General features: G+C 45.1%; 19 protein-coding genes. 12 read left to right on the top strand and 7 right to left on the bottom strand.

Features of this window, described 5'->3' with window-relative positions:
* Positions 1-6 precede the first annotated feature (6 nt).
* On the bottom strand, positions 7-1185 hold the full coding sequence (locus AACT19_RS22375; RefSeq protein ID WP_076648839.1) for an acyl-homoserine-lactone synthase: 1179 nt from the start codon (positions 1183-1185) through the stop codon (positions 7-9).
* Between the two features lie 445 nt (positions 1186-1630).
* Here AACT19_RS22375 and AACT19_RS22370 point away from each other — a divergent pair, with 445 nt between their 5' ends.
* Together AACT19_RS22370 and AACT19_RS22365 are read left to right on the top strand one after the other, a co-directional pair.
* Positions 1631-4066, top strand: coding sequence for a M9 family metallopeptidase (locus AACT19_RS22370; RefSeq protein WP_076648837.1), 2436 nt, complete (start codon positions 1631-1633; stop codon positions 4064-4066).
* Between the two features lie 222 nt (positions 4067-4288).
* Positions 4289-4681: a cystatin family protein gene (locus AACT19_RS22365; RefSeq protein ID WP_076648835.1), complete on the top strand. Its 393-nt coding sequence runs from the start codon at positions 4289-4291 to the stop codon at positions 4679-4681.
* 121 nt (positions 4682-4802) lie between these two features.
* On the opposite strand, the gene AACT19_RS22360 is transcribed toward AACT19_RS22365, so the two are convergent.
* Together AACT19_RS22360 and AACT19_RS22355 are read right to left on the bottom strand one after the other, a co-directional pair.
* Positions 4803-5381, bottom strand: a complete 579-nt coding sequence (locus tag AACT19_RS22360; protein WP_076648833.1) for a hypothetical protein — start codon at positions 5379-5381, stop codon at positions 4803-4805.
* A 248-nt stretch (positions 5382-5629) separates the two neighbouring features.
* Positions 5630-7228: an isocitrate lyase gene (locus AACT19_RS22355; RefSeq protein ID WP_017081883.1), complete on the bottom strand. Its 1599-nt coding sequence runs from the start codon at positions 7226-7228 to the stop codon at positions 5630-5632.
* Between the two features lie 141 nt (positions 7229-7369).
* Between AACT19_RS22355 and AACT19_RS22350 the strand changes: the two genes are divergently transcribed.
* Together AACT19_RS22350 and AACT19_RS22345 are read left to right on the top strand one after the other, a co-directional pair.
* Positions 7370-8323 carry a LysR family transcriptional regulator gene (locus tag AACT19_RS22350; RefSeq protein ID WP_017077357.1) on the top strand — a complete coding sequence of 318 codons (954 nt, stop codon included), beginning with the start codon at positions 7370-7372 and terminating at the stop codon, positions 8321-8323.
* Positions 8324-8497: 174 nt separating this feature from the next.
* Entirely contained in the window at positions 8498-10681 is a 2184-nt protein-coding gene (locus tag AACT19_RS22345; RefSeq protein ID WP_076648831.1) for a malate synthase G, read from the top strand.
* A 228-nt stretch (positions 10682-10909) separates the two neighbouring features.
* On the opposite strand, the gene AACT19_RS22340 is transcribed toward AACT19_RS22345, so the two are convergent.
* Both AACT19_RS22340 and AACT19_RS22335 read right to left on the bottom strand, forming a co-directional pair.
* Positions 10910-12337 (bottom strand): NAD-dependent succinate-semialdehyde dehydrogenase, encoded by a 1428-nt coding sequence (locus AACT19_RS22340; protein WP_076648829.1) that lies wholly within the window; start codon positions 12335-12337, stop codon positions 10910-10912.
* Positions 12338-12525: 188 nt separating this feature from the next.
* Positions 12526-13314 carry an IclR family transcriptional regulator gene (locus tag AACT19_RS22335; RefSeq protein ID WP_004731927.1) on the bottom strand — a complete coding sequence of 263 codons (789 nt, stop codon included), beginning with the start codon at positions 13312-13314 and terminating at the stop codon, positions 12526-12528.
* 153 nt (positions 13315-13467) lie between these two features.
* On the opposite strand from AACT19_RS22335, the gene pta reads away from it, so the two are divergent.
* A complete protein-coding gene (gene pta, locus AACT19_RS22330; protein WP_076648827.1) occupies positions 13468-14541 on the top strand; it encodes a phosphate acetyltransferase in 1074 nt (357 codons plus the stop codon).
* Between the two features lie 66 nt (positions 14542-14607).
* The gene (locus AACT19_RS22325; RefSeq protein WP_076648825.1) at positions 14608-15372 is read left to right on the top strand and encodes a sulfite exporter TauE/SafE family protein; all 765 of its coding nucleotides are present in this window, start codon (positions 14608-14610) and stop codon (positions 15370-15372) included.
* A gap of 84 nt (positions 15373-15456) precedes the next feature.
* Here the strand turns inward: AACT19_RS22325 and AACT19_RS22320 are convergent, their stop codons facing one another.
* Entirely contained in the window at positions 15457-17175 is a 1719-nt protein-coding gene (locus AACT19_RS22320) for a cobaltochelatase CobT-related protein (RefSeq protein WP_076648823.1), read from the bottom strand.
* A 3-nt stretch (positions 17176-17178) separates the two neighbouring features.
* The gene (locus tag AACT19_RS22315; protein ID WP_065206976.1) at positions 17179-18162 is read right to left on the bottom strand and encodes an AAA family ATPase; all 984 of its coding nucleotides are present in this window, start codon (positions 18160-18162) and stop codon (positions 17179-17181) included.
* Positions 18163-18424: 262 nt separating this feature from the next.
* On the opposite strand from AACT19_RS22315, the gene xsc reads away from it, so the two are divergent.
* The 6 genes from xsc to AACT19_RS22285 all read left to right on the top strand — a co-directional run bounded on the left by xsc (position 18425) and on the right by AACT19_RS22285 (position 25522).
* The gene (gene xsc / locus AACT19_RS22310) at positions 18425-20236 is read left to right on the top strand and encodes a sulfoacetaldehyde acetyltransferase (protein ID WP_004731917.1); all 1812 of its coding nucleotides are present in this window, start codon (positions 18425-18427) and stop codon (positions 20234-20236) included.
* Positions 20237-20663: 427 nt separating this feature from the next.
* Positions 20664-21479 (top strand): FRG domain-containing protein, encoded by an 816-nt coding sequence (locus tag AACT19_RS22305; protein WP_065681633.1) that lies wholly within the window; start codon positions 20664-20666, stop codon positions 21477-21479.
* A 264-nt stretch (positions 21480-21743) separates the two neighbouring features.
* Positions 21744-22181: a nuclear transport factor 2 family protein gene (locus AACT19_RS22300; protein WP_004731912.1), complete on the top strand. Its 438-nt coding sequence runs from the start codon at positions 21744-21746 to the stop codon at positions 22179-22181.
* Positions 22182-22229: 48 nt separating this feature from the next.
* Positions 22230-23696 (top strand): NAD(P)/FAD-dependent oxidoreductase, encoded by a 1467-nt coding sequence (locus tag AACT19_RS22295; protein WP_076648821.1) that lies wholly within the window; start codon positions 22230-22232, stop codon positions 23694-23696.
* Positions 23697-23813: 117 nt separating this feature from the next.
* A complete protein-coding gene (locus AACT19_RS22290) occupies positions 23814-24815 on the top strand; it encodes a TRAP transporter substrate-binding protein (RefSeq protein WP_017090585.1) in 1002 nt (333 codons plus the stop codon).
* A 164-nt stretch (positions 24816-24979) separates the two neighbouring features.
* The gene (locus AACT19_RS22285) at positions 24980-25522 is read left to right on the top strand and encodes a TRAP transporter small permease (protein ID WP_004731905.1); all 543 of its coding nucleotides are present in this window, start codon (positions 24980-24982) and stop codon (positions 25520-25522) included.
* Positions 25523-25528 lie beyond the last annotated feature (6 nt).

Genomic DNA, 25528 nt, shown 5'->3' with positions numbered 1-25528 from the left:
TATTTTCTACCATGCTGTGTTTTTATTTTCACGAAGACAGCGCCTATAGTCATGAAAGTTTACGCGACCGAATGCTTTAAGCATCAGTTCAATATTCCATAGCCCGCGGTAAGTCTGTAAGTTATTTCCGTTCAGGTCACAAGCCCCTAGTTGTAAATATGCTTTTGGTCCGATTGCTTTGTAAAAATTGAGTATCAAAGGTTGGTCTATAATGGTGAAGCCCATTTTATAGCCTGTTTGATACAGTAAACTAAGCATCTTTTTTTGAGCAAGATAGAGGAAATAGAGCTTTTGTTGAGTCTTGCCACTGACTGTCAGGCGCAGTACTTCACATAGGGCGTGTTTAGCAGACAATTGTAACTGGAATTGCTGGTCAAATTCTGGCAGAGAGTAACACTTTGACAGTGTAGGCGGTGTGAACAGTTGTAGCTTCGCCAGCTCGTCGTAACCGTGATTGGATAAACAGTAGTGCCATTGTTCATTGCTGAACGGCGGTGCGTAACTTAGCCAAGTGTCATTCTTAGACCAGTCTTGAATCAGCGCAGAGGAAACCAGTGTCGGAAAGGCTTCATCAACTGGATGTTTGAGTAGAATAAAATGCTTACCTGACTGAGAAAGGTGTAACAAAGGCAGCATCTCAAACCATTCCTCGCCCTTGATGAATACCTCAAGATTACTTAAGGCGATGGCATCGCTGATTGACATTCCTTGTGGGTGACAGGGCGTTTGCACTACAAGTTGAGCATCTTCGATGTGTTCAACGATTGCACCGTAGTAGGCACTATCTTTAATGGGCAGATCGACAGGAGAAGGGGACTTGGTGTTCAATGGTGATTTTGCTTTGATTGCGGCAATTTCACATTCGCACCAAAAATCTAACCAATGCATGTAGCACTGGCCTACGGCCTGCTCTAGAAGAGCAACCTCTGTAGATAGTGTAGTTGGATAGCGCAGAATCAGATCGCGGTAGTCTATCACCTCAAACAATACCGAATAGCTTTTGTTTTGATGCTCAGGGAAAAGCAATTCTAATTGGCTTCTACGATATTCAGTCACGCTTTGGAAAAGAGCAGTGCGCTCTTGTGGCTGATAAGTATTGATGACGAGCTCTATCAGCGCTCGCTGTTTTATTTCGATAGACAGACTGTTAGCCAACAGTGAGCCTAAAGACGACGTTATTTTCATTTGATTAACCGAACCTAGCCTAGGTTTATATAATTATTTTTATTTGATCTGCACTATCTACAGGACAATGATTTTAGGTATATTTTGAAGTTACGTACTTTGATCGAGCCAATCGTAACTTTACTTGTGTCCTTGATATGAGAGGTAAGTTGCATAATCTAGCGAGATTTTACTACTTGCGCTCACCCTTAACAACAAAGCTTTGTCATGTCTGAATCAATTTAAGAGAGAGTAAAATACATCATTATCAATAGTTTATGTTGGATGGTTCCATTTTCAATCCAAGTCGTAGTTAAGTTGAGCATAAACTTTTGAATTTATAAAATAACGAAAAATATCTATTTTTTTGAACCAATCTCATAAATAATATGCAAGTAAATTCACCTTGCTAGTTGTAAGGAATATAACGGCGACCCTAAATATACAATTAACTAATGAGTGTCGTATGTCTCATCCCCGTTTATTCCCACGTCATCGTTTGGCGCTTGCTTGCATGATCGCCAGTGTTTCTAGCTTTTCTTTTGCTGAAAATCAATGTGATGTTGCTGATCTTCAACAGGCATCTGATCCCGCTTCTTCAGTTTCAGCAGCAGAGAACGCTTGTTATAGCGCTTGGTTCTCGGCAGATGAAAGTTCATTGAACAATATCTACAGCGAAGCGAGCTTAAGTCTCATTCAATTTACGCTGAACCTAGAAATTGCCCGTTATCGAGGCGAACCTGAACAAGCTCGCAGGCTAGAAAACCTTGGTGAGTTTGTTCGTGCGGCTTATTACGTTCGCTATAACGCGCAAGCACAAGACTTCAGTGAAGCGTTGAGCCAGCGGTTTGCTCAGTCAACCATTGCCTTCCTTACTAATCCTAATGCGCTAGACCAAGGTCGTGAACAAGTTGGCGCAATGAAAAGCCTGACGCTAATGGTTGATAACGTAAAGCAACTGCCATTCACAATGGATGCACAACTTGCGGCACTGAGTCATTTCAATAGAGAGACCGCGCAAGACTCACAATGGGTCGACGGGCTAAACAATCTGTTTCGAGCAATGGCTGGTCACGCGGCTAGAGATGATTTTTACGATTATATGGCGAGTCATACCCAGCATATCGATACACTTGCAGCGTTCGCTCGTGATAACTCATGGGCACTGGATACTGATGCCGGCTTTCTTGTTTATAACGCAGTCCGTGAAACAGGTCGCTTGCTTGCAAGCCCAAACAAAGAAACTAAAGACAAAGCGTTGCGAGTTATGCAGCAAGTGATGGCACAAAACCCGCTTGGCAGTGAGCACGACAAACTTTGGTTAGCAGCGGTTGAGATGATGGGGTATTACGCTCCTGAAGGCTTAAACGGATTGGATCTTGAGCAAGCAAAACGTGATTTAGCGATGCGTGTTCTACCTAATCGTCATGAATGCCAAGGGCCTGCCATTATTCGATCTCAAGACTTGAGTGCGTCACAAGCCATTGAAGCGTGTGATGTGTTGGCGGCCAAAGAAGCACAGTTTCATCAAGTGGCGAATACGGGCCAACAACCTGTCGCCAACGATAACAACAACCGCGTTGAAGTGGCGGTATTTGGCAGTAAAGGCAGCTACACCGATTACTCTGCATTCTTGTTTGGAAACACCACCGATAACGGCGGTCAGTATTTAGAAGGAAACCCTGCTGAAGTGGGTAACGTGGCACGTTTCGTTGCTTACCGTTACGCCAATGGCGATGACCTTTCTATTCTCAATTTAGAGCATGAATATACTCACTATCTCGATGCGCGCTTTAACCAGTATGGTTCCTTTAGTGACAATTTGGCTCATGGTTATGTGGTGTGGTGGCTAGAAGGTTTTGCCGAGTTCATGCATTACCAGCAAGGCTACGATGCCGCGATTAATTTGATTGCTAGTGGAAAAATGAGTTTGTCGGATGTGTTTGCGACCACTTACTCCCACGATTCTAATCGTATCTACCGATGGGGTTACTTAGCGGTGCGCTTTATGATGGAAGAACACCCGCAAGATGTTGAAAGCTTATTGGCATTGTCTCGTTCTGGTCAGTTTGCCGAATGGGCGCAGCAAGTGAAAGTGTTTGGGCAACAATACAATGGTGAGTTTGAGCGTTGGTTAGAATCTGTCTCAACCGAGCGTGAAATACCAAACCCAGGAGAGCCAACTGATTCCACCGAGAAGTTCACGGTGCTTGTCGCGAACCAAAGCGTGGTGCTGAGCGGAGAGGCGTATAGCGAACAGTTGTTTTATGTTGATGTGCCAGAAAACACCAAGCATTTCGAGGTTTCTATTGAAGGTAATGCTCTAGGACAAAGCCAAGGTGATGCTGACCTCTACGTGAGTTACAACAAACAGGCGCATTACTATGATTTTGAATTCAGCCAATATGGTAATGGCAGCAATGAGCATGTGACGTTTGAACCAGAGGCATCAGGTTATATCAAACCGGGACGCTACTACATGAGTATTGCGGGGCGTACCGATTTCAATGATGTGGCACTGTTGGCTTCGCTAGAAACAGAAACGCCAATACCACCAACACAAGAACAAGATGATTTAACGCCTGTAGTATTGGAATCCGGTCAGGCTCAAGTATTGACCGTGCACCAACGACGTTATGCAGCAGTCTATGTACCACAGGGCGTACAAGAGGTTCGAGTGTGGTTGAACGATAAGAATACTGAGCAACCAAATCGAGGCAACGTTGATCTGTTCGCCAGTCACTCATATTGGCCAACGGCAGGGCAACATGACTATGCGTCTGATTACCGTGGTAGCAATGAGTACCTACAAATCCCTGTAACAGAAGAAGGCTATGTGCACTTCTTACTTAGTGCTGAACAACAAGGGGATGATGTCGAGATGTTGGTGTACTTTCATTAAGACACTAACCTCAATGGCTTTTTATCATCAATGATATTTAAGCCATTGAGATAAAAAGCTGAGCATGAGTGCTCGGCTTTGTTTTTCTGACAGTGTTCTGTGTTTAGGGGAGCGCTACAGCATAATTTCTGATGAAGTGATGACATTCGAGGTTTAAGCTTGTCTGCATATGAAACATCATTGTGGGTAACGCCTCGTGAATGACAGAGGTAGAGAGAATTTATGAAGAAAGTACGATTAACATCATTACTTGGAGTAGCAACCTTGCTTAGTGTCGCTGTGTTAGCAGGATGCAGTCAGAAATCTGAGGTTCCAGTTCAATCACAAGAGAATGCGAATCCGATTTGTAGCACTAAAAATCTGACGGGTGGTTGGTCGCAAAGTGATATCACACCACAAGCTAAGCAAGCGTTAGACGTCGTTCTTGGCCAAATGAACACCTCTGCTAAGCTCAAACAGATCTTGAGTGTTCGAACTCAGGTTGTCGCGGGTTTGAACTATGCTATCGAGTTTGAAATGGATAATGGTGAAGTGTGGAATACCGTTGTGTATCGCTCGCTACAAGGTGACATTGAAATGACGCAACCTGCACAGCAAGGTCGTCTGTGTCTATAGATTACTGGTCCATAAATTAACAGGTCTATTGATTAACTAGCATGTAAATAACTTCGCACATAAAAAATGGCTCCTAATTAGGAGCCATTTTTATTCTACTTAGAGGCGTTTTTAAACGTTACTAGTTTGCCAATGCGGGTTCCGATAACTCTTGAACACAAGCTCGGCTGATGTCTTCATCAATGTAGGCCATCCCAAGTTTATTCAGATAGTCCATGCGATCGGCTGTGCGAAGCTCAATGTCGGGGCCTGCAATGTCGTTCTCTTGATAGATCTCAGTCAAGTGAGTCATGAATTGCTCGCCAACACTCATCATCAATAGGCTCATTGCGCCAACGTCCGGTCTGACTTTTGCTTGTTGCTTGTCAGATAGATTGACGGCTAACACGATAGGTTGTTCTTCACCCTCAAAACGAGTGCTGCGCTCGCGAATGGTTTGCTGAGCCCAGTAATACGCCAGTTCTTTGCTCTGGGTGAGAAACACTGGTTCAACGGATTCTGTGTAGTTATTGCCAATCGTTGCCATGGTTTTTAAAGCGGCTTCATTGAGCGATTTGTCTCCAGAGCGCTTTAGCCCTTGACCTTGAATAGACGCGAGTAAAGCTGAAGATGTGCCGTGATACCAAGTATCACCCGTTGCGAAACCATTTTCTGATAACAGTGTTTTTGCATCTTGTAGGTGTGTCGGTATTGAAGTCATAGGCACTCTCAAAAAATAAGAATCTCAACAAATATGAATCTGAACAAATATGAATCTGAACAAATATGGATACAGTTAGCTTAAACAGAAGTTGTTTGGTTAACCGTGGTGTGGAACACAAATCTGAGGCTTTGAGATAAAGCTGGCAGTAGTAGCTTTATCTCAAAGCCTTCCCCCGGATCTTACCTAAGTAAGAGAGAAGGGCGGGGGAGGCTTTAGTCTTAGCGACTAATCAAAAGTGCTAGCGATTAATCAAATTGATTCGATGTATTCGCTTCACCTGCTGCTTTTAGTGCATTCTCACCAGCAAAGTACTCTTTGTGGTCATCACCCATGTCTGAACCAGACATGTTTTGGTGTTTAACACATGCAATACCTTGACGGATTTCTTTACGTTGAACATTCGCAACGTAGCCCAACATGCCTTGGTCACCGAAGTACTCTTTCGCAAGGTTGTCAGTAGACAGCGCTGCGGTGTGATATGTAGGTAGTGTAATCAAGTGGTGGAAAATACCCGCTTCACGTGATGCATCGGCTTGGAATGTGCGAATCTTCTCGTCAGCGCTTGCAGACAGTTCCGTTTCGTCGTATTCCGCACTCATTAGGTTTGCACGGTCGTAAGCTGATACATCTTTACCTTCTGCTGCCAATGCATCGTATGCTTGTTGACGGAAGTTTAGCGTCCAGTTGAATGATGGAGAGTTGTTGTATACCAGTTTAGCGTTAGGGTGAACTTCACGTACGCCATCCATCATCTCTTTGATTTGACCAATGTGTGGTTTCTCAGTTTCAATCCAAAGAAGGTCAGCACCCGCGTTGATTGCTTCAATACAGTCGAATACACAGCGGTCTTCGCCTGTACCTTCGCGGAATTGGTATAAGCCTGAAGGCAAACGCTTAGGTCGAACTAGCTTGCCGTCGCGGTTGAAGCAAACATCACCTTCAGCCATATCTGTAACATCGATCTCTTCAACATCTAGGTATGAGTTGTAGATATCACCTTGGTCGCCAGGTTCTTTAACTACTGCGATTTCTTTTGTTAGACCTGCACCTTGTGAATCGGTACGAGCAACAATAACGCCGTTGTCGATGCCTAGTTCAAGGAAAGCGTAACGAAGTGCGCGAAGTTTTGCGTGGAAGTCAGCATGAGGAACCGTTACTTTGCCGTCTTGGTGACCACATTGCTTCTCATCGGCTACTTGGTTTTCGATTTGTAGACAACATGCGCCCGCTTCAATCATCTGCTTAGCCATTAGGTAAGTCGCTTCTGCGTTACCGAAACCAGCATCGATATCGGCAATGATTGGCACTACGTGTGTTACGTGGTTGTCGATTTTGTCTTGGATTCGGTCTTGTAGATTCACATCGCCAGCTTCACGTGCCGCGTCTAGCTGACGGAACAAACCACCTAGTTCACGAGCATCTGCTTGGCGTAGGAAGGTGTATAGCTCTTCTACTAGGCCTGCAACCGAGGTTTTCTCATGCATTGATTGGTCTGGAAGTGGACCGAAGTCAGAGCGAAGTGCCGCGACCATCCAACCTGAAAGGTATAGGTAACGACGGTCTGTCTTGCCATCAAAGTGCTTTTTAATAGAAATCAGTTTTTGTTGGCCGATGAAACCATGCCAGCAACCCAGAGACTGAGTGTATTGAGAGCTATCTTCGTCGTAAGCCGCCATGTCTGCACGCATAATATCTGCCGTGTATTGCGCAATATCCAGACCTGTTTTGAATTTGTTTTGAGCTCGCATACGGGCTGCAGATTCAGGGTTAATTGCATCCCATGGAGCACCAGCAGCGCTTTTTGCAACTTCAATCTTTTCGATATCTTGTGTAATTTGCGACATAACTATTCCTTAGTTTCACGTGGACATGTTGGCCAATTTGGCGAGGTCATTTGATTTGGATTAAATCTAACCATGGACAAAGAATAACCATGTATGTGATAATTTTGTTAATTTATAGTTATTATATTCGGTATTTTTCTTATGAATATTGCTCGTGTAGACCTTAATTTACTTGTGTATTTAGACATGTTACTACGTGAAAGAAACGTAACGCGTGCAGCAAATCAGCTGGGTATTACTCAGCCAGCCATGAGTAATGGCCTACGCCGATTGCGTGATCTGTTTGAAGATCCGCTATTGGTGAGAACCAGTGAAGGGATGATACCGACCGAACGAGCACATAAGTTGCAGCCACTGATTCGAAACATCTTGGTTAATGTAGAGAAGACACTGCAGCCGACCACGGAATTTAATGCAGAAGACAGTGAACGCGTGTTTCGTATCATGGCGAGTGACTATGCTGAGTCGACCATTATTCAACCCCTTCTGAAAAGGTTAAGCGAGATCGCGCCGAAAATACGACTGGATATCATGACGCCAAGTGACGTGAGTTATCAGGATGTAGAGCAAGGTACCGTTGATATAATTATCAATCGATTTGACGATATTCCACAGTCGTTCCACCAGATGAGCCTTTGGCACGACGGGTTTTCTTGCCTATTTAGTTGTGATAACCCAATAGCCGACAACTTCGATATTTTGTCTTATCTAAAGGCGCAACATATCTGGGTAAGTAAGACCGGAATGGGAACTGGAGTTGGGATCAACCCAAGCGAAGCGCAAAAGCTCGGTTGGATAGATGAAGCATTAATGCGTATTGGTAAAACGCGCAATATCACGGTGTTTACTCGACACTATTTGTCGGCGATTCTCTTCGCACAACAAAAGAATCTGATCCTGACCATTCCAACCAAAGCGGCTCAACTGCAGCGCAATAACCCTAGATTGTTGATCAAGCCTGCGCCATTTGCGATTGAACCCTTTGAGGTGAAGATGGCGTGGAGTCCATTGTTACAAACCAATCCCGACCATCAGTGGATGCGTCGCTTGATTAAAAGTGTCGCTAATGAAATCGAGAGTGGCGTTACGGAATAACACAGTTTGTAGGGTATTTCTTTTGTGAATATCCAGTATAACTGGCATAAATTAGCTAAATTTATGTCCGTTGCGTAAGTTTAATCTAGTAACGTAAATTTGAGCTAGTAACGTGAATTTAAGCCAGTTACGTAGATTTAATGAGTAGTCATCAGTTAGTTTGAGAGAGATTTTATGAGCAGTCGTATTCAACAGGGAAGCTTGAACATTGATAGCACCCTCTACCAATTAATTAATGAGCAGGTAATTCCTGGAACAGGCATTGTCGCTGAAGACTTTTGGCAATCATTTGCAACTATCCTTGAAGACTTAGCTCCCAAGAACCGCGCACTGCTTATCAAGCGTGACGATCTTCAACATCAAATTGACGTTTGGCACCAAGAGCGTGCGGGACAAACGCTAGATGCGGCAGAATACAAACAGTTCTTGCAACAGATTGGCTACCTAGTTCCTGAGGGCGATGACTTTCAAGTAACGACCGCCAGCGTTGAGCCTGAAATTGCAACACAAGCGGGTCCGCAGCTTGTTGTACCTATTATGAATGCACGTTTTGCACTTAACGCGGCCAACGCACGTTGGGGCAGTTTATACGATGCGCTCTACGGAACCGATGTCATCAGTGAAAGTGACGGTGCGGAAAAGGGAGGAAGCTTTAACCCGGTACGCGGTGCTAAAGTGGTGAGCTACGCTCGAGGTTTCCTTGATGACGCTGCACCGTTAAACGGTGTTTCCCATAAAGACGTGACTAAATACAGCATCAGCAACGTCAGCATTGGTAATACACTGACAGCGACCTTAGACAACGGCGAAGAAGTCACTCTAATCGATCGCAACCAGTTCATTGGTTACCAAGGTGATGCAAGTGCACCTTCAAGCATTCTGCTTAAGCACAATAATCTCCATATCGAAATTCAAATTGACCCGAGCGCACCGATTGGTAGCGTTGATGTGGCTGGTATTAAAGATGTGTTGGTAGAATCGGCTCTCACCACCATTATGGATTGCGAAGACTCGGTAGCTGCGGTTGATGGTGAAGACAAAGCATTGGCTTACCGCAACTGGTTAGGCTTGATGAAAGGTGACTTACAAGAGTCGCTAGAGAAAAACGGCAAAACCATCGTTCGTAACCTAAATCCAGATCGTCAATACACCAGTGTGACGGGAGGCGAGATCTCGCTGAAAGGTCGCAGCATGTTGTTCATCCGCAACGTGGGCCACCTGATGACCAACCCTGCCATTATTGATGCTGACGGTAACGAAGTACCTGAAGGCATTATGGATGGCATGATCACTTCGCTAATCGCGATGCATGATTTAAAAGGCAACAGTGCTTACCAAAACTCGACCGCGAACAGCATCAATATTGTAAAACCTAAGATGCATGGTCCTGAAGAAGTCGCGTTCACCAATGAGCTGTTTGGTCGCATTGAAGATGCATTAGGGCTAGATCGATTCACGATCAAAGTTGGCATCATGGACGAAGAGCGTCGTACTTCGGTTAACCTTAAAGAATGTATTCGAGCGGCTAAAGATCGTGTTGTGTTCATCAACACAGGTTTCTTAGACCGTACTGGTGATGAGATTCACACCAGTATGGAAGCGGGACCATTCGCTCCTAAAACACAGCTGAAAACCATGACTTGGATTGGCGCATACGAAGATCAGAACGTTGATCTTGGCTTAGCTTGTGGCCTGCAAGGTAAAGCCCAGATTGGTAAAGGTATGTGGCCAGAGCCAGACAATATGGCGAAGATGATGGACGCGAAAATCGGACATCCTCAAGCGGGCGCAAATACTGCTTGGGTTCCTTCTCCAACTGCCGCGACTTTGCATGCTCTGCACTATCACAAGGTGAGTGTACCAAGTCGTCAGAAAGAGCTTCGTGAGCGAGTGAGAGCGAACGTCGATGATATTCTGACTATTCCGCTATTAGGTAATCAAAAGCTGACCGCTCAAGATATCCAAAATGAATTGGATAACAATACGCAAGGTATTCTTGGTTATGTAGTGCGTTGGATTGACCAAGGCGTCGGGTGTTCTAAGGTGCCAGATATTAACGATGTAGGTTTGATGGAAGACCGCGCTACGCTGCGTATTTCGAGCCAACACATTGCGAACTGGTTACGTCATGGGATTTGTAATGAAGCCCAAGTAATGAAAACCATGAAGCGCATGGCCGCAGTGGTGGATGAGCAAAACGCTGGCGACCCGAGCTACCGTAATATGGCACCTGACTTTGAAAACAGCATCGCATTTTCAGCAGCGTGTCAGTTGGTATTCGAAGGCTGCGCTCAGCCTAGTGGTTACACCGAGCCAGTGCTGCATGCTATGCGTCTAAAACTGAAAGCGCAGGGATAGAGAAGCAACCCAATAACAAAAACAGAGAATGTAAAATACTAAAAAAAAGAAACCCCCTTTAACCGAGCCCAAGGTGCCGCGCTTTTATAGCGCGGCTTTTTTTTGCTGTTTTTTTTGGTGTGTGGGGGAATCTCAGAAGAGAGGTGTTAGTAGGGCTATTCGATGTTTAAGCTTGCTGATGTCTAAGAGTCAGGCTTAGTTACGACCAAGCCTAACTACTTCCGAAACCTAGTTACTACCAAAACACAGATACTTAATATCCATGTACTCATCGATGCCTTCTTTTGCGCCTTCACGGCCAATACCTGATTGCTTAACACCGCCGAAGGGCGCGACCTCGGTTGAGATGAGGCCATCATTAATACCGACCATACCGTACTCAAGTGCCTCTGCGATGTTCCATACTCGATGAATGTTCTGACTGTAGAAGTACGACGCTAATCCATAAATGGTGTCGTTTGCCATCTCAATAAGCTCTTCGTCTGTCTCGAATTGCATCACAGGAGCGACAGGACCAAAGATCTCTTGCTGAACAATATCCATGCTGTGTATCACATTTTTCAGAATGACAGGCTGAAGGAAAAGCCCATCAAGCTCTTGAGTTGGCGTCACAGGTGTCGCGCCTTGTTCTACCGCTCTGTCTATTAATGCTTGGATGTTGTTCTTCGCATTCTGACTGACAACAGGACCAATGGTGACACCTTCATCTAAGCCGTTACCAATCTTAAGCTGTTGAACCGCTTCATCGAATTTAGCCACGAACTCATCGTACACCTTACTGTGAACATAGAAACGGTTTGCACAGACACATGTTTGTCCCGCATTACGGAATTTTGACGCCATTGCGCCTTGAACGGCCGCGTCGATATCGGCATCGTCAAACACAATAAAAGGTGCGTTGCCACCGAGCTCCATAGAAGTGCGTTTGATGCCTTTTGCCGCTTGAGCCATCAAGATACTGCCGACTCGAGTCGAACCAGTAAAAGAGATCTTTTTGATCCGTGGGTGTGATGTGAAAAGTTCACCGATCTGTTCAGGGCTGTCGCCAAGCACCACTTGTAATAGATCTTTCGGGATACCCGCTTGATAGGCCAGTTCAACCACAGCAAACGCAGAAAGCGGTGTTTCATCTGAAGGTTTTACGACAAAGCTACAACCAGCGGCTAGGGCAGGTGCTGCTTTACGAGTGATCATTGCAATAGGGAAGTTCCATGGCGTAATTGCACACGCGACTCCAATAGGCTGCTTGATGGTCACCAAGCGTTTGCCAGCGACTGTGCTAGGAATAGAATCACCATAAGTACGCTTGGCTTCTTCTGCAAACCACTCAATAAAGCTCGCGCCATACACGACTTCGCCTGTCGCTTCTGCTAACGGTTTACCCTGCTCAATCGTCATGATTCGAGCCAGATCTTCTTTGTTTTCAAGGATCAGTTGGTGCCAACGGTGCAGTGATGCAGCACGAGATTTAGCTGGAACCTTGGCCCACTCTTTCTGTGCAACATGAGCACGTTCAATCGCGTTTGCTAACTCTGCTTGTGATGAAATAGGTGCGTGTCCGACGAGTTCACCTGTCGCTGGATTTGTGACTGCAACTGCGTTGTTCGCTTCTGTCACCATAAAAGAGAGTAAGTGCTGGTTCTTAATGTTTAGCATCGTGATTCCTTTGTTGTGGTTACTTTAGACGTGTTGCTTATATGCGGGTTGGGGAGTGTTCAAATGACTTCGACCAACCGTTGATTGGTCGAAGATAGTGGTCGTTAGCTCGTTAGCTCGTTAGCTCGTTAGTGCTTAAGTTGTTACTTTCGAAGCGATAGCCACTCGAAGCGATCTAAGAAAATGATCTATTGTTGACTCCAATTATCAGACTCTATTTTCGCTAGCGCTTTTGCGGCTTTCTGAAGAGCGGGTAGGTACTTGATCGCTTCATCAGGTTTGACTCGAATTACAGGCGCTTGTATCGCTAGGCCGAGGTTTGATTGACCCGTAGATGACGGGATCAGCACGGCGATACAGACTAAGCCCGGCAAAAATTCTTCGTCATCAATCGCAAAGCCTTGGATTTTCGCTTCTTCGATGTCTTTCTCTAACATTGAATAGTCGGTAATGGTGTTCACGGTGTATTGAGTCAGTGGCACATTTTCAATTAATCGTCTGCGCTGTGACTTAGACATGTGCGCCAAAAACAGTTTTCCGCTTGCTGAGCAATGCACCGGGACGCGAGAACCTGGGTGTAGATGAAAACGAAGGGGTGCTTCAGTTTCTGCGCGATCAAGATAGATGATCTCGCCACTTGATAGCGCCGTTAGGTTACAGCTTTCACCAACTTCTGCTCTCAGGTTTTCAAGAATAGTGCGTCGGGCACTGTGCATGGTGCTATTCAACAATAGGTTTTCGGCAAGCTTTCTGAGTCGAATACCTGAGCTGTAGTGCTTCTCATCGCCATCTCTTTGAATAATGCCTGCCGCTTCTAACTGCTGAAGCATTCGGTGCAGCGTAGGTTTTGGCAGTCCAGTTTCTTCGACTAATCCTTGAAGAGAAATAAACTCGTCTTTTTGCGCTATCACCTCTAATAGTGCAAAAAGTCGGAGAGTCGGTGTATCCCCTTGAACTGGTGGTGTTTCTGTTTGCATATAATGATCCATCCTTGCGATATGTCTATGCCTAAGAGTGTACATACCAAATCATTATTCTTCAATTATCTGAATAAAATTTGACCTTTTTTATTATTCCAATAATATAAATATAAATTATGGAACAATTAATATCAATAAATGGAATTTAAGATGAAGGCGATTGAACGGATTATTGACAAGGCTCACTTAGATCGTAAGCGAGTGGTTTTGAGTGAAGCTGAGGACCCGCGAGTACTAGCAGCCGCAAGAATGGCGATAGACAAACAGCTCGCTTACATCACCCTAGTCGGGGATGAACCAGCGATCATCGCTGCTGCAGAATTACATCACATTGATCTTGTAGGCATTCACATTGTCTCCCCACAAGCGTCATCACTCAAAGAAGTCCTCGCTGAGCGGTTGTATACATTAAGAAAAGCGAAAGGTATGACTTACGATGATGCGCTAGATCTGGTTCTAGACCCACTCGTTTTTGCCAATTTGATGGTCAGAGAGGGCCTGGTGGATGGCACAGTTAATGGTGCGGTTTATACCACGTCTGATGTGGTGCGAGCTGCGCTTCAGATTATCGGCCCCGAGCCAGACAGTGAATTGGTGTCCAGTTTCTTTCTGATGATGTTGTGTGAGCCTTTCCATAATCTTAAAGGCGGCATGATTTTCAGTGACTGTGGTTTGGTGATTAACCCCAATGGAACCGAGCTAGCATCGATTGCAGTGGCCGCATCAAACAGCGCTCAAACGCTACTGATGGAAGAACCTAAAGTCGCAATGCTGTCGTTTTCGACCAACGGCAGTGCCAAGCACGAATCGGTCGATAAGGTTCGTAACGCGGCTCAACTCGTGAAACAGCGTTGTCCCGGAATCGCCGTCGATCAGGATGTTCAACTCGATGCCGCGATTGTCACTGAGATTGCCGCGAAGAAGCTGCCAGATTCAGAGGTGAAAGGTCAATCGAACGTGTTGATATTCCCCAATTTAGAAGCCGGTAATATTGGTTATAAGCTTGCGGAAAGATTAGGCGGGGCAGTTGCGATTGGTCCACTGTTACAAGGGTTGAATCAACCTGCGAATGACTTATCAAGAGGGTGTAACGCACAAGACATCTTTAATGTGATCGCGGTGACCGCGGTACAAGCGCAGCAAGGAAAAACAGCAAATTCAAAGACTGACGTGGCGGCTGATTCTGAAAAAAGAGATGAATCGACATTTGATTTTAGATACTAAAATCTAGCTCCTGAAGCTGATACTCACATTTAAATCAACCCCCAAACAACCTAATTAGGATAGCTAATGGAGTTACCTGTTTTACTCGCCATTCTTACCACTATTGCGGTAGGTACCTATTTTCAAACTGTCACTGGATTTGGCCTCGGTATCATCGTGATTGGTTTAACGGTTAGCCTCAATCTGGTTTCCTTACCCGTTATAGCCGCTGTGGTCAGTATTGTGACCTTGTTCAATTGCTTGGTCGCATTGATGGGTAAGCCACTGCTTGGGGAACTCAAGATTCTGGTGGTGTTGGTCATCGGTATTATTCCCGGCGTTTCGATGGGGGTGTACTTGCTGGACGAGTTAAGCGATTCGGCAACGCATATTCTTCGAGGACTATTGGGTGCGATGGTGCTATTCGCAGGTTTGAGTTTTATGTTCAAACCCAAAACCAGAAAGGATCGCTCGACAACCGTATCTTTCCTTGTCTCAGGCTTTAGCTCTGGGTTAGCGGGTGGGTTGTTTGGGATGGCAGGTCCACCGATTGTTTATCATCTTTATCGGCAGCCTTTTACGCTCGATCTGGTGCGAAGCACACTGCTGATGGTTTTCGCTTGTACGTCGATGTCGCGTACTGTCAATGTCTACGCTGCAGGCGACATGGAACAGAGCATACTGTGGTTATCTGCTATTGCTGTTCCCTTGGTAGCGCTTGTCACGATGTTTGCTCGACGTTTCCCACCGCCGTTGTCTAATGATCAACTCAGAAAGTTAGTGTTTATTGTGTTGATGTTGATAGGCGGGTATTTGATGGCGGTCTCTGTATGGTCGTTGTTTTTGGCTTAGAACGTTTTCTTTATCAAAATTATCTTTGAAGGAGGAGGGCTTGATTCTCGTTTAATGCTTGATGACACCCTCCTCACTGACACGTCAGCGCTTTAGCATCTCAAATACGCTCTTAGATAATCCAAATAAGCAGCTCTCCTGCACATCTAAGGTGATGTTACTGCGGTAGTACGGGCTTAAATCGACGCCCATCCCCACGCCATGAATCTCAATTCCGTTTTTGATCGACTTACGTTCAATGACTTGTTTTAGGTGGTTATCCAAATAGAACTGATCGTTGGCGGTGCTGGTGGCGGTATCCATTGGGCAGCCGTCTGAGAACACGATCAAAACCTTTCGTTGAGCAGTGTGCTGTTGCAACCGCTGGCTAGCGAACTGCACCGCTTCGCCATCAATCCCTTCTTTAAAGACGTCTGCTTTACGAAGACTCGCAATGCCAAGGCGAGATCGTCTCCAATGCGTATCAAAATCCTTAAACACGATGTGCCGAACTTCGTTCAAGCGGCCTGGGTGCTTTGGTTGGCCTTGTTTAAGCCACTGTCGATAGACCTTGCCACCATTCCAGTTGTTGGTGGTGAAGCCAATAATCTCAAATGGAATGTTGGCCAGTCCAACGGATTTGAGAATTGTATCTATCAGTAGACTTAGCTTGTGACTGTGTTTCTGCATTGAACCTGAGCAGTCCATCAAAAACGTGATGGCACATTGATGAGATGCGCCGATGTCAGGTTGATAAAAGACAGTGCGATCCAATGGCGCAGTGATGAGCTTGGTGATGGTAGTGGCGTTAACAATGCCTTCTTCTAAATGGTCCTGACGTCGGTTCCTTTGTGGCGTGGCGACAAAGCTGGTGAGCATAGCGGCTAAACGGCGAGTGTTTACTTGTCTCGCCATGATGTCATCGGTGAGTTTCTGCCTCAGTTCGAGTAATAGGGCGCGCCTGACGAGTTTATCTGCGGCGATGACTTGATCAAATTCTGAATTAAAGACCTGATAATTCGCGCCCGAAAGCTCGAACACCTTACTACTGCCTGTGATGTCAGTATCGACGTCTTGATCTTGAATGTCGCCATCAACGATAAGGGCAAGCTGCGCAAGGATTTTTATGTCTTCTTCAACCGTTGGCGTAGCCGAGCTATCGCTCTCTTGCTCTTGGTTGATGAGCTCTTGTGCAAGGGCAGCAAGCTCATTGGCGCAGTGAGCAAACTGTTGTTGGTCGGTTCTATGTTGCTTTAAGCGCTTCAGGCTGTACCCGAAAGTAGGCACGATGCCGGCGCGAGTCGATTCAATGGTCTCAGCGATGGGCTCAGACACCGGAACGCCAGTTAAGCGGGTGTGGATGACTTGCATCAGAGTAAACAGCAACATGCCGATTCGTGATTCGGTGAAGCCATTCTGATGATATTGGTCGCTCCAATACGCAAAGTTGAATTGGATGCTAGTGGTCACGCCTTTTAGATAAGGTGGGACTTGAGATTCAACTCGAACCTGTTCGCAGAAGTCGTAAAGCAGGCGTTCTATCTCGTTTTGAGGGCGCAATGAATAATGGAGGTCAGCGTCTGAAAGTAATAATCGCAGTGCCGATGAATCGATCTTGCCTTGCATCGATAGCTTGCTGTTTTTTAGCTCGTGGCGAGACACAAAGGTGAGATCGTTAGTATGCGCAGACTGATAATAGCAGGGGCTATTGCCTTTATAGAGACGTTCTCCCCGATAGTTCAGATTGAGTTCACCACTGATTGCTCTGGCGACAGACACACCAATATCGAGGATCTTTTTCTGCTGGGAAGAAACATTGGCCATGGTTTACGACTCCGAGTGCGAATAGTTTTGAGTATGCGTTTCCAAGGCTTCACCAAAGCAACGGAAATAGTATTCGCTAACCAGTTCTTTCTCTTCGTCTTCACAGCGATTCAAGAATGACAACCTAAATGCGGTGGCTACATCATCGAATATTTGGATGTTTTCGGCCCAAGTGAGCACCGTTCGCGGAGACATCACCGTTGAAAGGTCGCCAGCCCGAAACCCGTTACGCGTTAATCCTGCGGTAGCGATCATTTTCTCGACCAGTTGTCGGCCACTTTCATTATTCAGTTGCGGAAGCTTAGATAACACGATTTTGGTTTCATGTTGTGGGTCTAAATAGTTGAGCGTAGCGATGATGTTCCATCTATCTAATTGACTATGGTTAAGCACTTGAGTGCCAGAATACAAACCTGAAAAGTTACCCAAGCCAAGCGTGTTGCAGGTAGCAAACAGGCGGAAAGAAGGGTGAGGTGTGATCACTCGGTTTTGTTCTAAAGAGGTGTATTTGCCGTCTTGTTCTAATAGCTGTTGAATCACAAACATCACGTCAGGACGACCAGCGTCGTACTCATCTAACACCAGTGCGATGGGTTGTTGAATGCTCTGTGGAAGAATGCCTTCTTTAAACTCAGTCACCTGCATTCCGTCTTTAATGACGATGCTGTCTTTACCTATGAAATCCAATCGACTTAAGTGTCCGTCTAGGTTGATCCTCAAACATGGCCAATTCAATCTCGCGGCAATTTGCTCAATGTGAGACGACTTGCCCGTTCCGTGTGTGCCTTGTATCAATGTGCGACGATTGGAGGTGAACCCCGCCAATATAGCCAGCGTCACTTCGGGGTCAAAACAGTAATTAGGATCGACTCTCGGCACATATTCACCCGGATGTTCAAATGCCATCACCGTTAGGTTGCTGTCGATGCCAAAGCGTTCTCTCACGCTTACCGGCTGCGTTGGTACCAATTCCGCCTCTTTCATCATATTTCCCTCTATATAGCTCATCACTTGTCGCTGCTATCGCGATATGTCATCGATTATTAACAGCTCCAGTTAAGTTAACGGCACTTTTTGTACGAAAAACTACCAATAATGTGATCCAGTTTTATTAATTGGAATGAATTGTTCCAATTTAATATAAAAAGTTGACGCGCAAAAATTCTACTACTAAGGTGAAAATGAATTCGAAAAAGAGACAATTTATTCCGAAAAATGAAATTTTGGTTAACTCAAGGAGAATGGAAGAATGAGCGAGCAAGAAAAACGTACGGTTGTTTCCGGCACAGTAACAATGACACCATCAGAAGCGTTCGTTGAAACTATGGTTGCTAATGATGTTACCGATATGTTCGGCATCATGGGGTCGGCATTTATGGACGCAATGGATATCTTTGCTCCTGCTGGCATTCGATTGGTCCCAGTAGTACACGAGCAAGGCGCTGCCCACATGGCAGATGGTTACTCCCGTGTATCGGGTCGCCATGGCGTGGTTATCGGGCAGAATGGCCCAGGTATTAGTAACTGTGTAACTGCGATTGCAGCTGCATTCTGGGCACACAGCCCGGTCGTGATTGTGACGCCAGAGACTGGTACTAAAACAATGGGCTTAGGTGGTTTCCAAGAGTGTAACCAACTTCCAATGTTCCAAGAGTTTACTAAGTATCAAGGTCACGTAACGCACCCAGATCGTATGGCGGAATACACAGGCCGATGCTTCGACCGTGCGATGAGCGAAATGGGTCCAACTCAGCTAAATATTCCACGTGACTATTTCTACGGTGAAACACAAACCGAGATCCCTAAACCCGCGCGCTTAGACCGTGGTCCAGGAGGTGAAAAATCTCTGAATGAAGCAGCAGACTTGATTGCTGAAGCGAAGTTCCCAGTCATCATTTCTGGTGGCGGCGTGGTCATGGCAGATGCAGTTCAAGAGTGTGCGGCATTAGCAGAAAGACTGGGTGCTCCTGTTGTGAACAGCTACCTACACAATGACTCTTTCCCTGCTAGTCACCCATTATGGTGTGGTCCTTTAGGCTACCAAGGTTCGAAAGCAGCAATGAAATTGATGGCTCAAGCGGATGTGGTTATCGCTTTGGGTACACGTCTTGGTCCATTTGGTACCTTGCCTCAACATGGCATGGACTACTGGCCGAAGAACGCCAAAATCATTCAGATTGATGCTGACAACAAGATGCTTGGTCTGGTTAAGAAGATTTCGGTTGGTATCTGTGGTGATGCAAAAGCAGCAGCGGTTGCTCTATCTGAAAGATTGGAAGGCCGCGCACTGTTGTGTGATGACAACAAAGGCGCTCGTCAAGATACAGTGGCAACAGAGAAAGCACTGTGGGAAAAAGAGCTTGATGAGTGGACACACGAACGTGACTCGTTCAGCTTAGATATGATTGAAGAAAACTCACACGAGACTCCGTTCTCTGGTGGCGAGTATCTACACCCACGCCAAGTATTGCGTGAGCTAGAAAAAGCGATGCCTGAAGACGTAATGGTCTCGACGGATATCGGTAACATCAACTCAGTGGCAAACAGCTATTTACGCTTTGAGAAACCACGTAGTTTCTTTGCTGCAATGAGTTTCGGTAACTGTGGTTATGCGTTCCCGACCATCATTGGTGCGAAAGCGGCGGCACCTCATCGTCCAGCTATTTCTTATGCAGGCGATGGTGCGTGGGGCATGAGCTTGATGGAAACCATGACATGTGTTCGCCATAACATTCCAGTGACAGCCGTGGTATTCCACAACCGTCAATGGGGTGCGGAGAAGAAGAACCAAGTCGACTTCTACAACCGACGCTTTGTTGCCGGTGAACTTGAAAACCAAAGCTTTGCAGAGATTGCACGAGCAATGGGTGCTGAAGGTATCACGGTTGATAAGCTTGAAGATGTAGGTCCAACCTTGCAAAAAGCCATCGACATGCAGATGAACGAAGGCAAAACAACCATCATTGAAATCATGTGTACTCAGGAGTTGGGCGACCCGTTCCGCCGAGATGCACTATCAACACCGGTTCGTTTCCTAGATAAATACAAAGATTACGTGTAAGTCATAGGAAATTTGTCCGGCCGCAGATATCTCGAGAGTGTTAGAGGAAGTGCTATCGAGAATGTGGTCGGGCAATACCAACGGGTATTGGCAAGTACTTAGGTTAAGAACGTAAACGCTTAGTTCAATAATTTCCAGTTAAACATTAGAACACTAATTAAATGTTTATTAGGAACATAAGTGGTTCTAGCTATATAAACTTTGTTACTCGCTATTATTAATCGACCATTAACTCATAGCTCCTTAGTGAATGGTTCTATTACTGATACTTTTTTATGAAGATATATACCTATTATCATTTTAGAAAAATACAATAACGACACTCGTTGACTATTGGTCAATCGTTATTATTGGTTGATTTTTATCATCGATTGATAGGGTTATTGATATTTGGATTTTACAGAATTTAAATTAAGTGAATCGTAGTATGCATGTTGTGAAAAATAAACATTATATAAGCTCACTCGAAGAGCTGTATAAAATAATCGATTCACTTATTACAGAGTGTAGTGGGCATCGTGGTTTGATTTATAACGTGTGTGATTATGAAAATAATAACTTGATGCCAAGCTTAGGTCGCTCAAATCGAAAGAATATTCGCCGTGTCGAACAAGAGCTTCTTTCGACCGTGAGAGTTTATGGCGGGCATTCGTTGAGTGCACACGAGATAAACGATTGGTTATTGATGTGTTTAGCCAAGAAACAGGGGTTTCCAACCCGTTTACTTGAGTGGACAGATAACCTGGTAAATGCGTTGTGGTCTGTGTGTCATAGCCAAAGCAAAGACTGTATCAATATTATTAAAGCCATTGATTATCATAAGGTTAGTGTTTTTAACTCACCATGTGACCTGAATAGAACTCAGATATTCAATGTGGCTGATTGTGATCAGCAAGAGCAACGAAAAGATAAGTGGTATTCCATTCACCCATTTAAGGAAGGTGGCAATGATGCCATTCAGCCTTTGTACGATGAGAAAGAATATTCAAACGGTCTAGTGTCCGTTCATATTCTTCCATCAGCGAAAGTAAACCTGATAAAGGAATTAACCTCCATGAATGTTTTAAATGAACCGACAGAATATATTGAAGAGAAACTGGCTGATTTGAAAAATGAAGCCCATGTAGATAACAATCAAGCAATTAATAAAGGTGAGGGTAATATCGAATTACAAGTTAATACTCATGATCGCCAGCTTGAGCAGTATGGCAGAAAGTACCATCAAGATTTTGACTTCGACTAAAGTCTAATATTTCTAATTATTTTATTTAGACCTCGTATAAATCTAGTGAGTGACTGTGTAAATAAAATTAGAACACTAATTAATTTATAAAAAGATGAAATCTGTGAGCTTAAAGATTGTTTATAAAGTAACTCGAAGTTAGAGTGGCGAAGCTTGTTATCAAGTTGTTAAATTTCACAGATCTAGTTTAAACACTCTAATAAAAAAGTGGCGCAAAGCTACTGAAATTTAAACCAATAACGAAAACATAAAGGATTCTGGAATATGAATATGCAAACCAATGCAGCGACATTCGTGCTGGAAAACCAAGTCGACACCGCCTTTTTACAGTCTTTTAGTGATGCATGGAATAACCATGATATTGAAGCGCTAATGTCGTTTATGACTGAAGACTGTGTCTTCCACACCGTGGCAGGAGAAGGCGTACTTGGAAACACTATCGAAGGGTACGAAGCCGTTCGCAATAGCTTTGAATTGGTTTGGCAGAACTTTCCAGATGCAGCCTGGAGCGACCCTGTCCATTTTGTGTGTGGTGACCGCGCAGTAAGCGAATCAACGTTCTCTGCGACTAACCCTGATGGCACCGTCATCGAAGCTCGTATGGTTGATGTGTTTACCCTGAAAGATGGAAAAATCAGCGTAAAAAATGCCTTCCGTAAAACACGACCTCTTTTGACTCCCAGCAATACTCCCAAGAGCTAGACACGAAACCAAAATCAGTCCACGTGTTATGACTAGGAGAGTCGAATTATGAGTTTAGTAATGGAACAACCGGCAGCCGATGTGCCGCCAAAGGTGACAAGCACCCAAGCACAAGAAAGTACCCAAGCAAAAGAAAGATACGACCCAAAATACGATCCACTTAAAGATAAAAGCCCAGGTCACGGCAAGGAATACGCCCCGACTTATTGGGTAGATACCGCAGGCGCGCCACCTGAAGATGATGGCCCAATTACATCGGATATGGATGTGGATGTGGCGATAATCGGTTCAGGCTACACAGGCCTAAGCACCGCAATACACCTTGCTGAAATGTACGGCATTAAAGCGACTGTGATTGAAGCTAACCGTTTGAGTTGGGGCTGCAGTACCCGAAATGGTGGTCAGGCTCAGTGTGCGTCAGGACGTTTGAAGCGCTCTCAGTGGATTGAACGTTGGGGGCTCGAAACCGCGCTAAAAATGCACCGCGAATGCGTCGATGGTATGAACACCTTTAAGTCTCTGATCAAAGACATTGATTGTGACCCACAGCCGGGCGGCCACTTATACGTTGCCCATCGTCCCAAAGTGATGGCAACACTTGAAAAAGAAGCCAAGTTGCTGCGTGACACGTTCGATTACGATGCGCAGATCTTAGATGCGGAAACCGTAAAACGTGATTACGTTGGTGATCAAGAAGCGGCAGGCGCAATGCACGAACCAGAAGGTATTGGCATCCATGCAGGGAAACTGGCGTTTGGTTATCTAAGAAAGGCGAGAGCACTCGGCGTAAAAGTTCACCCAGCAAGCCCTGTGATGGGGTGGGAAACGCGCAACGGTGTGCACTACCTAAAAACACCAGGTGGTGTGGTTAAGGCTCGCTCTGTCGGTGTTTGTACCGGCGGGTATACCAGCCAAGGTTTGCATTCAGAGCTTAAGAATCGCCTATTACCTGTACTTTCTAACTCGATGGTGACACGTCCGTTAACTGAAGACGAAATCGCCGCGTGTAACTTCAAAACCAATCAGGTGATTACTGATACCAGAATTCTGCGTCATTACTACCGTTTGTTACCGGATAACCGAGTGCAGATTGGTACACGCAGTGCCATCAGTGGCAAGAATGCACCTGAAAAGAAATACGAAGATATGTTGAGAGCGGATTTAACCCGAAAATTCCCTTCTCTCGATCAGATCAAAATCGATTATTCATGGTGGGGTTGGGTGGATGTTAGCCACGACATGATGCCAAGAATCTATCAGCCTAATCCAAAGCAATCCATATTCTACGCACTAGGGTATGGCGGCAATGGTGTGATGTACTCCGCTCAAGCAGGCAAGCGCCTTGCCCAGTGGATCGCAGGTGAAGGCCATAAGCTTGACTTGCCAATATTTGAATCAAAACTTCCGTTCCCCAACGTGAGGGAAGTGGTGGAATCTGAGATGTTTGCACCATTTCGAAGAGTAGGGCAACAGTTCCTTTATCAGTGGTATTCGTTAAAGGATGAAGTGCTTTAGCTACTCGAACATTGTTTCCAAAATAGGGAAATAGAACTACGACCAGGAAAGTTGTACCAGGTCACCTTGTGAGCAAAGTACAGGCAGGAAGTCTGTATGATATGAAAGGTTAAGACTATGAAATTGATTAAAAATAAAATTATTGCTGGCGTCACAATTGTAGCAACAGCGATGCTATCTCATACCGCGGCAGCAGCAAATTTTAAAATGGCTATCGGCGATGCTGCTGGTGGTACTCAGTGGGAATTAGCGACATCATTTTCTGAATTGATGGAGCAAAAAACAGACGGCAAAGTCAAAATCGACCTGTTCCCAAATGGTCAATTGGGCAACGAGCAAGACACCGTCAACGACGCGGCAATCGGCCTTCTCGACTTCTCAGTATTGGCGATCAACAACGTGACGCCTTTCTCTCCAACAGTTGGTCTATTGACCATGCCTTACGTGATTCAAAGTGCTGAAGAAGCGGTGCTATTAACTCAAGGCCAAGTAGGTCAAGATCTTGTCGATAACACGATTCGTGATGCAGGTGTTCGCATCGTAGGTTGGGCTTATTCTGGTTTTAGGGTTCTAACCAACTCTAAAAAATCAGTGGCTTCGCCAGCAGACCTTAAAGGGTTAGTGATTCGCGTCCCTCGTAACGAAATTATGATTGCTTCGTACCAAGCATGGGGTGTAAACCCAACACCAATGGCATGGTCAGAGACATTTACTGGCCTGCAGCAAGGTGTGGTTGATGGTCAAGACAACCCATACATCACTGTTCATGCGATGAAGTTCAATGAAGTACAAAAGTACGTAACAAACCTGCGTTACATCTTCTCACTTGAGCCGTTAATCGTCAGTGAAACAGTCTTCCAACAACAGACACCTGAGATGCAAAAGATCATTCTTGAAGCGGGTCAGGAAGCAACAGAACACAGCTTTGCTTATCTAGAGAATACTGAAAGCAAGATCCGTGAAGAGCTACAAGCAAAAGGCATGGTATTCACAGACCCAGCAGACAATGAGAAAGAGTGGATCAGCAAGGTCACGAAGTCAGTTTGGCCTAAGTTCTACTCAAGCATTGGGGGCAAAGACAAGCTAGACGACGTTCTTGAGTTACTAGGTAGAAAGTAACGATTAGATACGCCCTATCTGCTGTTCTCCGCTACTTAATCACCTAGCGATAGAACAGTGAGATAGGGCATTTACATGGCTTTACTCGTTGATCTGTTTAGTACCTGATCTGCTCAGTACCGCGAGCGACTGGTTGTCATGTGGAAATCAACATTGGAGGTTATATGTCAGTCGCTAAAACTATAAAAAAGCATCTTAACAACATCGAGGAATATACTTGTTGTCTGTTGCTAGCAAGCTTTGTCTTATTACTGTTCACACAAATCCTTACTCGTCAGCTTTTCGATTACTCCATACCTTGGGGTGATGAAGTCGCGACTTACATGTTCGTTTGGTTTGCCTATCTAGGCGCCGTTGTGGCGGCCAAAATGTCGGCGCATAACCGAGTCAGTTTTCACTTCAAGTTCTTCCCTCCGATTGTTCAGACCGTCTGTGAAACCATCGCTGACTTCTTATGGTTGCTGTTCAACGGTTACTTTGTCTATCTCAGTTACGATTTCGTGTTCAACAAAATGAACCTGTTCTGGAAATCTCAAACGACAGGCATCCCAATGAAGTACTTCTATATGATTTTGCCTATCGCGTTTTCGTTGATGATGATTCGAATTATCTGGAACAACTATGAGCGTTTGTTCAAAGGCGCTAAGAACGAAGATCCAGAAGTCAAAGAACTGCGAAAAATGACGGCACAAAAGTCATCACAGTAGTCGTCG

Source organism: Vibrio sp. 10N.222.47.A9 (genome assembly GCF_963872585.1).
Lineage (GTDB): Bacteria > Pseudomonadota > Gammaproteobacteria > Enterobacterales > Vibrionaceae > Vibrio > Vibrio splendidus.
The sequence above is the reverse complement of the archived record's forward strand: the minus strand, read 5'-3'. Positions and strand labels throughout refer to the sequence as shown.

What these genes read in the sequence shown, in the direction of transcription:
- AACT19_RS22375 (WP_076648839.1), bottom strand. Translation starts at nt 1,185, where the DNA reads ATGAAAATAACGTCGTCTTTAGGCTCACTGTTGGCTAACAGTCTGTCT.
- AACT19_RS22370 (WP_076648837.1), top strand. Translation starts at nt 1,631, where the DNA reads ATGTCTCATCCCCGTTTATTCCCACGTCATCGTTTGGCGCTTGCTTGC.
- AACT19_RS22365 (WP_076648835.1), top strand. Translation starts at nt 4,289, where the DNA reads ATGAAGAAAGTACGATTAACATCATTACTTGGAGTAGCAACCTTGCTT.
- AACT19_RS22360 (WP_076648833.1), bottom strand. Translation starts at nt 5,381, where the DNA reads ATGACTTCAATACCGACACACCTACAAGATGCAAAAACACTGTTATCA.
- AACT19_RS22355 (WP_017081883.1), bottom strand. Translation starts at nt 7,228, where the DNA reads ATGTCGCAAATTACACAAGATATCGAAAAGATTGAAGTTGCAAAAAGC.
- AACT19_RS22350 (WP_017077357.1), top strand. Translation starts at nt 7,370, where the DNA reads ATGAATATTGCTCGTGTAGACCTTAATTTACTTGTGTATTTAGACATG.
- AACT19_RS22345 (WP_076648831.1), top strand. Translation starts at nt 8,498, where the DNA reads ATGAGCAGTCGTATTCAACAGGGAAGCTTGAACATTGATAGCACCCTC.
- AACT19_RS22340 (WP_076648829.1), bottom strand. Translation starts at nt 12,337, where the DNA reads ATGCTAAACATTAAGAACCAGCACTTACTCTCTTTTATGGTGACAGAA.
- AACT19_RS22335 (WP_004731927.1), bottom strand. Translation starts at nt 13,314, where the DNA reads ATGCAAACAGAAACACCACCAGTTCAAGGGGATACACCGACTCTCCGA.
- pta (WP_076648827.1), top strand. Translation starts at nt 13,468, where the DNA reads ATGAAGGCGATTGAACGGATTATTGACAAGGCTCACTTAGATCGTAAG.
- AACT19_RS22325 (WP_076648825.1), top strand. Translation starts at nt 14,608, where the DNA reads ATGGAGTTACCTGTTTTACTCGCCATTCTTACCACTATTGCGGTAGGT.
- AACT19_RS22320 (WP_076648823.1), bottom strand. Translation starts at nt 17,175, where the DNA reads ATGGCCAATGTTTCTTCCCAGCAGAAAAAGATCCTCGATATTGGTGTG.
- AACT19_RS22315 (WP_065206976.1), bottom strand. Translation starts at nt 18,162, where the DNA reads ATGATGAAAGAGGCGGAATTGGTACCAACGCAGCCGGTAAGCGTGAGA.
- xsc (WP_004731917.1), top strand. Translation starts at nt 18,425, where the DNA reads ATGAGCGAGCAAGAAAAACGTACGGTTGTTTCCGGCACAGTAACAATG.
- AACT19_RS22305 (WP_065681633.1), top strand. Translation starts at nt 20,664, where the DNA reads ATGCATGTTGTGAAAAATAAACATTATATAAGCTCACTCGAAGAGCTG.
- AACT19_RS22300 (WP_004731912.1), top strand. Translation starts at nt 21,744, where the DNA reads ATGAATATGCAAACCAATGCAGCGACATTCGTGCTGGAAAACCAAGTC.
- AACT19_RS22295 (WP_076648821.1), top strand. Translation starts at nt 22,230, where the DNA reads ATGAGTTTAGTAATGGAACAACCGGCAGCCGATGTGCCGCCAAAGGTG.
- AACT19_RS22290 (WP_017090585.1), top strand. Translation starts at nt 23,814, where the DNA reads ATGAAATTGATTAAAAATAAAATTATTGCTGGCGTCACAATTGTAGCA.
- AACT19_RS22285 (WP_004731905.1), top strand. Translation starts at nt 24,980, where the DNA reads ATGTCAGTCGCTAAAACTATAAAAAAGCATCTTAACAACATCGAGGAA.